General features: G+C 73.2%; 8 protein-coding genes and 1 pseudogene. 8 read left to right on the forward strand and 1 reads right to left on the reverse strand.

The window, feature by feature from the left end:
* The first annotated feature begins 8 nt into the window (after positions 1–8).
* The 4 genes and pseudogenes from ACFWVV_RS31375 (at position 9) to ACFWVV_RS31390 (ending at position 3,975) form a co-directional block, all read left to right on the forward strand.
* Positions 9–1,217 carry an acyl-CoA dehydrogenase family protein gene (locus ACFWVV_RS31375; protein ID WP_384355462.1) on the forward strand — a complete coding sequence of 403 codons (1,209 nt, stop codon included), beginning with the start codon at positions 9–11 and terminating at the stop codon, positions 1,215–1,217.
* Positions 1,218–1,558: 341 nt separating this feature from the next.
* Positions 1,559–2,744: pseudogene (locus ACFWVV_RS31380) on the forward strand (hypothetical protein).
* Positions 2,745–2,802: 58 nt separating this feature from the next.
* Entirely contained in the window at positions 2,803–3,762 is a 960-nt protein-coding gene (locus tag ACFWVV_RS31385) for a phosphotransferase family protein (RefSeq protein ID WP_384355464.1), read from the forward strand.
* A gap of 30 nt (positions 3,763–3,792) precedes the next feature.
* The gene (locus ACFWVV_RS31390; protein WP_384355466.1) at positions 3,793–3,975 is read left to right on the forward strand and encodes a hypothetical protein; all 183 of its coding nucleotides are present in this window, start codon (positions 3,793–3,795) and stop codon (positions 3,973–3,975) included.
* Positions 3,976–3,981: 6 nt separating this feature from the next.
* On the opposite strand, the gene ACFWVV_RS31395 is transcribed toward ACFWVV_RS31390, so the two are convergent.
* Entirely contained in the window at positions 3,982–4,437 is a 456-nt protein-coding gene (locus tag ACFWVV_RS31395) for a hypothetical protein (RefSeq protein WP_384355468.1), read from the reverse strand.
* A 254-nt stretch (positions 4,438–4,691) separates the two neighbouring features.
* On the opposite strand from ACFWVV_RS31395, the gene ACFWVV_RS31400 reads away from it, so the two are divergent.
* From ACFWVV_RS31400 to fxsA, 4 genes are all read left to right on the forward strand, one after another.
* A complete protein-coding gene (locus ACFWVV_RS31400; protein ID WP_384355470.1) occupies positions 4,692–5,135 on the forward strand; it encodes an Lrp/AsnC family transcriptional regulator in 444 nt (147 codons plus the stop codon).
* 144 nt (positions 5,136–5,279) lie between these two features.
* Complete coding sequence (locus tag ACFWVV_RS31405) at positions 5,280–6,929, forward strand: amidohydrolase (protein WP_384355472.1); 1,650 nt, start codon at positions 5,280–5,282, stop codon at positions 6,927–6,929.
* Between the two features lie 513 nt (positions 6,930–7,442).
* Positions 7,443–8,210 (forward strand): polyprenol monophosphomannose synthase, encoded by a 768-nt coding sequence (locus tag ACFWVV_RS31410; protein WP_384355474.1) that lies wholly within the window; start codon positions 7,443–7,445, stop codon positions 8,208–8,210.
* An 83-nt stretch (positions 8,211–8,293) separates the two neighbouring features.
* On the forward strand, positions 8,294–8,905 hold the full coding sequence (fxsA, locus tag ACFWVV_RS31415; RefSeq protein WP_384355476.1) for an FxsA family membrane protein: 612 nt from the start codon (positions 8,294–8,296) through the stop codon (positions 8,903–8,905).
* Positions 8,906–9,075 lie beyond the last annotated feature (170 nt).

The raw sequence follows: 9,075 nt of genomic DNA on the forward strand, positions 1-9,075 counted from the left end.
CGCCGCACATGCCCGACCGCACTCCGCAGCCGGTGGAACGACAGCTGCCCACCGAGGAGTCCCGCGACCTGCTCGCGCTCGTACGCGACATGATCCAGCGGGAGATCGCTCCGCAGGCCGCGGCGGAGGAGGACGCCGGGCACTTCCCGCGCGAGGTCTTCTCCCTGCTCTCCGCCTCCGGCCTGCTCGGCCTGCCGTACGACTCGGAACACGGCGGCGGCGACCAGCCGTACGAGGTCTACCTCCAGGTGCTCGAAGAGCTCGCGGCGGCCCGGCTGACCGTCGGCCTCGGCGTCAGCGTGCACAGCCTCGCCTGCCACGCACTGGCCAATTACGGCACCAAGGAACAGCAGAGCGCCCACCTGCCCGCCATGCTCGGCGGCGGACTCCTCGGCGCGTACTGCCTCTCCGAGCCCGCCGCGGGCTCCGACGCGGCCTCCCTGCGCACCAAGGCGGTGCGGGACGGAGGGGGCACCTCCCGCTCGAGCGGAGCCGAGAGCGGGGGAGAGTGGGTCATCACCGGCACCAAGGCGTGGATCACCCATGGAGGCGTCGCCGATTTCTACACGGTCCTCGCCCGAACGGGTGTGGAGGGCCCGCGCGGCATCACCGCCTTCCTGGTGCCCGGCGACGCGGCCGGACTGAGCGCCGCCGCCCCCGAGAAGAAGATGGGCATGAAGGGCTCGCCCACGGCCCAGCTGCACTTCGACGGCGTACGGGTCCCGGACGCGCGCCGCATCGGAGAGGAGGGGCAGGGCTTCGCCATCGCCCTCTCCGCCCTGGACTCCGGCCGTCTGGGCATCGCCGCCTGTGCGATCGGCGTGGCCCAGGCCGCCCTGGACGAGGCGCTCGCGTACGCCACCGGGCGTCAGCAGTTCGGCCGCCCCATCGCGGACTTCCAGGGGCTGCGCTTCATGCTGGCCGACATGGCGACGCAGATCGAGGCGGGCCGGGCGCTGTACCTGTCGGCGGCGCGGCTCCGCGACGCGGGCCGCCCGTTCGCCCGCCAGGCGGCGATGGCGAAACTCTTCTGCACCGACGCGGCGATGAAGGTCACCACGGACGCGGTGCAGGTGCTGGGCGGGTACGGCTACACGGCCGACTTCCCGGTCGAGCGGCTGATGCGGGAGGCGAAGGTCCTCCAGATCGTGGAGGGTACGAACCAGATCCAGCGCATGGTCATCGCCCGCCACCTGGCCGGCCCCGAAACCCGCTGACCCCACCCCGCCCGCCCCCGCCGCCCCGCTGCCTGAGACGGCGGGGCCGCCCCACCCCCCCCAGCCCCCTTGGGCGGCGGGGCGGCCCCCGGGGGCGGAACGGGCGGGCAAGGGGGCGGCCCCCGGCGGAGCCGCACCACGCACCCCCGCACCACGCACCCTGCCCCACCTCCGCCCAACCCCCCACCCCACCCCGGCCCCGCCCCACCCCTGGCCCCCGCCAACGCCCCTGACGTACCGTCAGGATCAAAGCCGGGCCCGCACCCTCCACCACCATCCCCGGCCCCGCGCCCGTGCCCCCGCACGACCGCAAGTCCCCCAGGACAGGCCAGGAGGACCCCATGCCCACCCCCGCCGACCGCCCCGTCGCGCTCGACGAATACCCCATCCACCAAGCCCCGCTGTCCATGAAGCAAGTCGTCACCGGCGACCGGAACGCCTACGACCGCTGCATCTTCCACCTCGTCGACCACACCGGCCACGCCCTCCTCGTCCTCGGCCTGGGCGTCTATCCCAACACCGGTGTCATCGACGCCTACGCCACCCTCCGCATCGGCGACACCCTGCACGCCGTCCGCGCCTCCGACGCCCTCCCCGACGACCGCACCCGGCTCTCCGTCGGCCCGCTGCGGATCACCGTCGATGAGCCGCTGCGCCGCTTCACCCTCAGCTGCGACCCCGATCCGGCCGACCCCGACTCCCTCTCGTACGAGATCAGTTGGACCGCGGACTTCGCGCCGGTCTGGGAGCCGCACCACATCCAGTACCGCGGCGACCGGCTGATGCTCGAAGGTCGCCGCTTCGTGCAGGCGGGCAGCTGCACCGGCACCCTCCGCGCCGGCGGGGAGGAGATCCGCCCGGCACCGGGGGAGTGGACCGGAACGCGCGACCGCAGCTGGGGAGTGCGGCCCATCCCGGGTGAGGAGGGCGGGCGTGCCGCCGATGAGCTGCGGCCCGAAGGCTTCCACTGGCTCTGGATACCGGCCCGCTTCGACGACCGCTTCGTCATGGTCGTCGTGCAGGAGGACGCCGACGGCCACCGCACTCTCAACGACGCCCTCCTCGTCCGCGAAGGTCCGCTCGGCGGCTCCTCCGCGGGACACTCCAAGAACCAGCCCCAGAACAAGGCCCCCCCGGGACATCCAACTCGGCTGGCCACGCACCGACATCACCTACCGCTCCGGCACCCGCCACCCCACCCACGCCACCGTCCACCTCACCGGCCAGGACCGCAAACCCCTCGAACTCGGCGTCGAGGTCCTGGCCTCCTCGCCGCTGGCCGTGGGCGCGGGCTACCCGCCCGCCACCGACTGGCAGCACGGCACCTGGCAGGGCCGCGGCTGGACCGACCGCCGCACCTACGACCTCTCCGACCCGGCCGCCCACCCCATGGCGGCGTACGGCGTCATCGACCACGCCGCCCGCTTCACCCTCGAAGGCCGCACCGGTTACGGCATCTTCGAACACGGCAGCTTCGGCCGGCACGACCCCAGCGGCTTCACCGGCTACGACTCGACCGCACCCTGAGACACGGCACGCCGCACGCCGCTCCCGGCCCGCCCTTCCCGCCCAGAGGAGTACGGACATGGTCTCCGCGCCGCGCCCCCGCACCACCACCCGCGACCCCGAGGAACTCGGACGCCGCCTCACCCGCTGGCTCGGCGCCCGCCTCCCGGGCGCCCGGGTCTCCCACATCCGGGTACCGGACTCCAACGGCATGTCGAGCGAGACCCTGCTCTTCGACCTCGACCACCCGGAGGCGCCCGTCACCGGCTGCGCCCTGCGCCTGGCGGCCGACCCGGCGGCGTACACCGTCTTCCCCGTCTACGACATGGCCCGCCAGCACCGCGTGATGCGCCTCGTCGGCGAGTACACCGACGTGCCCGTCCCGCGCGTCCTGTGGCTGGAGGAGGACGCCGGCGCCCTCGGGGCACCCTTCTTCGTGATGGCCCGCGCCGAGGGCAGGGTGCCGCCCGACGTCATGCCGTACACCTACGAGGGCAACTGGCTGCACTCCGCGACGGACACCGAACGTGCCGCCCTGGAAGCCGCCAGCATCGGCGTCCTCGCCCGGCTGCACAGTCAATTCCCCGCGAAGGAGGCGGAGTTTCTGCTTTCGGAAGTTTCCGGAGGCCCAGAAGACCCAGAACGCCCAGAAAGCCCAGAAGGCCCAGACGGCCCGCAAGGTGCGAGCAGTCCACTGGGCCGCCACATCGAAGCCCAGCGCTCCTTCTACGAGTGGGTGGTCGACGGGCTGCCCCGCTCCCCGCTGATCGAGGAGGCCTTCGACCTGCTCGACACTCGCCGGCCGCAGGAGGAGGGCGAGCCGGTGCTCTGCTGGGGCGACGCCCGGATCGGCAACATCGTCTACGACGGCTTCGAGCCCGCGGCCGTGCTCGACTGGGAAATGGCCGCCTACGGCCCCCGCGAACTCGACCTCGGCTGGACCGTGTACCTGCACCGCTTCTTCCAGGACCTCACGGAGTCCTTCGGGCAAGCAGGCCTGCCGGACTTCCTGCGCAGGGACGCGATCGAGGAACGGTAGGCGCGGCTGACCGGCCACACTCCGCGCGACATGGAGTTCCACACCCTCTACGCCGCGCTCCGGCATGCAGTCGTCATGCTGCGCATCGCCTACCGGCAGGTGCACTTCGGCGAGGTCCGGGTCCCCGAGGACCCGGATGTGCTCGTCCTGCACCCGGCTTCGCTGGAAGCCATGGTGCGCGGCACCTACTGGCGCGAACTGGGCTACCGGTAGGGGCCGTTACGCCGCGCGCCGACGCGGCACCTTGAGCGGACGCGAGCCGGGACCGCCCACGTGCGAGAACGGCTGCGTCCGCCAGTCGAGCCCCTGAGGGAGCGTCAGCAGCAGCGCGGTGTCCTGCTCCTGGACCGCCCGGGTCTCGTCGGCCGGACGCGCGTCGGACGCGGGGCGCCCCGTACCGGCACAGGCCGTCAGGCCGAAGGGGTTCCACGGGGTGGGGCACTTCGCGTGCTCCGGAAGGACGTCCTCCCCGGCGAGCAGCGCGATCGGCTGAGCGCAGTCCGGGCAGATCACCCGGAACATCTCAAAGGTGTCGTACGAGTCCGGGTCCGCGTCCGGGTCCAGCTCCGAGTCCGCACCGGGGTACCGGGCGGCGTCGAAGGAAGCGGCGTCGGTGATATCGACGATATCGGAGGGCTCCGGTTCGGAACGACCGGTGCGCTTCAGGCTCTGCATGGAGACTCTCCCCCTCGAGGTGGGCCGACAAGGCGCTGCGGCCTCGGCCACAGCAAGCACTTCCCTGCGCGCCTGCGCGATAACCCCACAACCGAGAAGGACACGGTCACAGATGTGTGGTCTTCGTCACATGCCGTTCGCAGATGCCCTCCCGGAGTGCACCCGGACGTCCGCCCGGCATCCGCCGTTCCACCAGGCAAGACGCCGGACGCTCCGGTGCCGTTCGGACGCCGCGCCCTGTAGGTTCTTGGCCCATGGAGGAGTTGGATCGTCAGATCGTGGACCTGCTCGTCAAGGACGGGCGGATGAGCTACACCGACCTGGGCAAGGCCACCGGCCTGTCCACCTCGGCGGTGCATCAGCGGGTCCGCAGGCTGGAGCAGCGCGGGGTGATCCGCGGGTACGCCGCGGTCGTGGACCCGGCGGCCGTCGGGCTGCCGCTCACGGCGTTCATCTCGGTGGCGCCGTTCGACCCGAGTGCCCCCGACGACATCGCCGAACGGCTGGCGGGCATCGACGAGATCGAGGCCTGCCACAGTGTCGCGGGCGACGAGAACTACATCCTCAAGGTGCGCGTGGCCACTCCCCTGGAACTGGAGCACCTGCTCACCAGGATCCGCACCCTGGCCGGCGTCTCCACCCGCACCACCGTCGTCCTCTCCACCCCCTACGAAGCCCGGCCGCCCCGCGTCCACTAGTCCCGCCGCGTGTCCCCCCTCGCATGCGGGCCCGGGCGACCGCGGAGCCGGGCGGGTGCGGCATCCGGCCGTCCCGTCCCGCGGCCACCGGTCGTGCGGCCCCCTGGTCGTGAGCGCCCCGCGGGCTGCGCGAGACTGGTCCCCATGACCCAGCGCACCGCCCCCTCTGCCCCCACCCCCTCCGACCGGACCGTGCTGCTGCGCGGCGGCGAGGTCCACAGTCCCGCCGACCCCTTCGCCACGGCGATGGTCGTCGAACGCGGACACATCGCCTGGGTGGGCTCCGAAGGGGCGGCCGACGCCTTCGCGAGCGGGGTCGACGAGGTGCTCGACCTCGAAGGCGCACTGGTCACCCCGGCGTTCACGGACGCACATGTGCACACGACGGCCACCGGGCTCGCCCTCACCGGTCTCGACCTCTCGGGCGCCCGCACGCTGGCCGCGGCGCTGGAGGCGGTACGGGCGTACGCCGCGACCCGCCCGGCCGGTGAAGTCCTGCTCGGCGGCGGCTGGGACGCCTCCCGGTGGCCCGAGCGGCGCCACCCCTCGCGTGCCGAACTCGACGCCGCGGCCGGCGGACGTCCGCTCTACCTGCCCCGCATCGACGTCCACTCCGCCGTTGTCAGCACCGCGCTGCTCCAACTGGTCCCCGGTGTCACGGAGATGACCGGCTTCCACCCGGACGCCCCGCTCACCGGCGCCGCCCACCACGCCGTCCGCGCCGCCGCCCACCGGGCGATCACCCCGGCCCAGCGAGCCGCCGCCCAGCGAGCCGCGCTCGCCCGGGCCGCGTCCCTCGGCATCGGCTCCGTGCACGAGTGCGCGGGCCCCGACATCTCCAGCGAGGACGACCTCCTCGGACTGCTGGAGACGGCCGCCGCCGAACCCGGCCCGCGCGTCTTCGGCTACTGGGCCGAACTCGTCGCGAACGCGAAGGACGCACAGCGCGTCCGTGACCTCGGGGCCGTCGGCGCGGCGGGCGACCTCTTCGTCGACGGCTCACTGGGCTCGCACACCGCCTGCCTGCACCAGCCGTACGCGGACGCCCCGCACACCGGCACCGCCCACCTGGACGCCGCCGCCATCGGCGCCCATGTCGTCGCCTGCACCGAAGCCGGCCTGCAGGCCGGCTTCCACGCCATCGGCGACGCCGCTCTGAGCGCCGTCGTCGACGGCTTCCGCACCGCCGCCGAGCAGGTCGGGCTCGCCCGCGTACGGGCCGCCCGCCACCGCGTCGAGCACGCCGAGATGCTCACCCCGCACACGCTCACCGCCTTCGCCGACCTCGGCCTCACCGCCTCCGTCCAGCCCGCCTTCGACGCGGCCTGGGGCGGCGAGGACGGCATGTACGCCCAGCGCCTCGGCACCGGGCGGGCCCGCACCCTCAACCCGTACGCCGCCATGCTCAAGGCCGGCATCCCGCTCGCCCTCGGCTCCGACAGCCCGGTCACCCCCCTCGACCCGTGGGGCACAGTCCGGGCCGCCGCGCACCACCGCACCCCCGAGCACCGGGTCTCCGTACGGGCCGCGTTCACCGCCCACACCAGGGGCGGCTGGCGGGCGGTCGGCCGCGACGACGCGGGCACCCTGGTGCCCGGCGCGCCCGCCGACTACGCGATCTGGCAGACCGGGGAGCTGGTGGTCCAGGCCCCCGACGACCGGGTCGCCCGCTGGTCCACCGACCCGCGCTCCGGCACGCCCGGGCTGCCGGACCTCTCGCCGGACGCGCCCCTGCCGGTCTGTCTGCGCACGGTGGTGGCCGGCCACACCGTCCACGTACGGCCGAACGCGTGACACAGGACGCTCCGCGTACCGCCGATCGGTGACGCCGGGCCCGCCGGGGAGTTCTCCGTCCTCTCGGCACTGACCTGCTGATTCGACGAATCGCCGCAGGTCGCACGGGTGTTGACAGAAAGCGGCCACCGGCGGGTAGGTTCGGCCGGGTCCACCACGAAACGTCCGGCCGGAAACCTTCCACGCAGTCGTCGAACGCCGCTGGGTCATGGGACGGAGTGCCGCACCGGCACGCCGCCCCGGGAACCAGGTTCAGCGCCCGCGCCTCGGGGGCGAGGGAAGGTTTTTTCCGACGGACGGTGCGACCCGGGTAGGGCCCCGGCGTTCAGTAGACAACGGCGAGGATGTCCGCAGCCGGCGGGCACCTGGCCGGCCCGAAGGACGCCGGGCCCCCATCCGCAGACCACGGCCTCCGCCGAACCCGCACAGGGGAAACGAAAGACCCTGCGCCGCGCGCCGATACACGCTCGCTATGGTGGGTGCCTCTGTGTTCGGGCATGAAAAGGGGCAGTAGTGAACGACGGCGGTCAGAAACGTTACGGCCCGCTCGGCAACGTTCTGGTGATCATCCCGACCTTCAACGAGGCCGAGAACATCAAGCCGATCGTCGCCAGGGTCCGGGAATCCGTTCCCGAAGCGCACGTCCTGGTCGCCGACGACAACAGCCCCGACGGCACCGGAAAGCTCGCCGACGAGCTCGCCGCGGCCGACGACCAGGTGCACGTCCTGCACCGCAAGGGCAAGGAGGGCCTGGGCGCCGCCTACCTCGCCGGCTTCCGCTGGGGCATGGACCACGGATACGGCGTCCTGGTCGAAATGGACGCGGACGGCTCCCACCAGCCCGAGGAACTGCCCCGGCTGCTCACCGCCCTCAAGGGCGCCGACCTCGTGCTCGGCTCGCGCTGGGTGCCCGGCGGCCGCATCGTGAACTGGCCCAAGTACCGCGAGTACATCTCGCGCGGCGGCTCCACCTACTCGCGCCTGCTGCTGAACGTCCCGATCCGCGACGTCACCGGCGGCTACCGGGCGTTCCGCCGCGAGACCCTCGAAGGCATCGGCATCGACGAGGTCGCCTCCGCCGGCTACTGCTTCCAGGTCGACCTGGCGCGGCGCACCGTCGACGCCGGATACCACGTGGTCGAGGTCCCGATCACCTTCGTCGAGCGAGAGCGCGGCGACTCCAAGATGAGCAACGACATCCTGGTCGAGGCGCTCTGGCGGGTCACCGCCTGGGGTGTCGGCTCGCGCGCCAACAAGATGCTCGGCCGCAAGCCCGACTGACGCCCGCCCCCGGCGACCGGCACCGGTTCCGCCCTCACGCCCTCTTTACGCCGTTCAGGCGCCCTGCCAGGCACACTGGGGGCATGACGACCGGCACCCCGCCCCCGCCCGCCCCGACGACCGCCCGCAAGCGCTCCCGCGCCCGTACGTTCGTTCCTCTCGGCATCGCCGCCTGGCTGGTGCTGGAGATCTGGCTGCTGACCTTCGTGGCCGGCGAGGCCGGAGGACTGACCGTCTTCCTGCTGCTGGCCGGCGGGGCCGTGCTCGGCGGTGCCGTGATCAAGCGGGCGGGCCGCCGCGCCTTCAGGAATCTCAGCGAGACGATCCAGCGTCAGCAGCAGAGCGGCGGCACCTACGACCCGTCCGCGGACCAGGACCGCAAGGGCTCGGGCAACGGCTTCCTGATGCTCGGCGGGCTGCTGATCGTCCTGCCCGGGCTGCTCTCCGACGTGCTGGGACTGCTGGTCCTGCTGCCGCCCGTGCGCAGGGCGCTCGGGCGGTACGCGGAGAAGTCCCTGGAGCGCCGGATGAACGCCGTGCGGCAGCCCGGCAGCCTCGGTGACGTCTTCCAGCAGGCACGGATGCACCGGCCGGACGGCAAGGTCGTCCAGGGCGAGGTCGTCCGCGAGGACAGCCCGGCGCAGACGTACCCGCAGCGGAACGACGACGGTCCCCGGGCGCCCCTGACACCGTGAGCCGCGCGGGGTGACCGGGGCACCGGCGACCGGGCCCCACACCCGCGTACGACACGACACCCCACACCCGCGTACGCACGACAAGAGCCGCGGGGGGGCCCCGCCCCCACCGGGGGCCGGGGGCCCCCCGCGGGGGGGGGGGTAATAAAGAGAGGGCGCGGGCGCCCGAT

The sequence above is a fragment of the Streptomyces sp. NPDC058663 genome, from assembly GCF_042716745.1.
Taxonomy (GTDB): Bacteria; Actinomycetota; Actinomycetes; order Streptomycetales; family Streptomycetaceae; genus Streptomyces.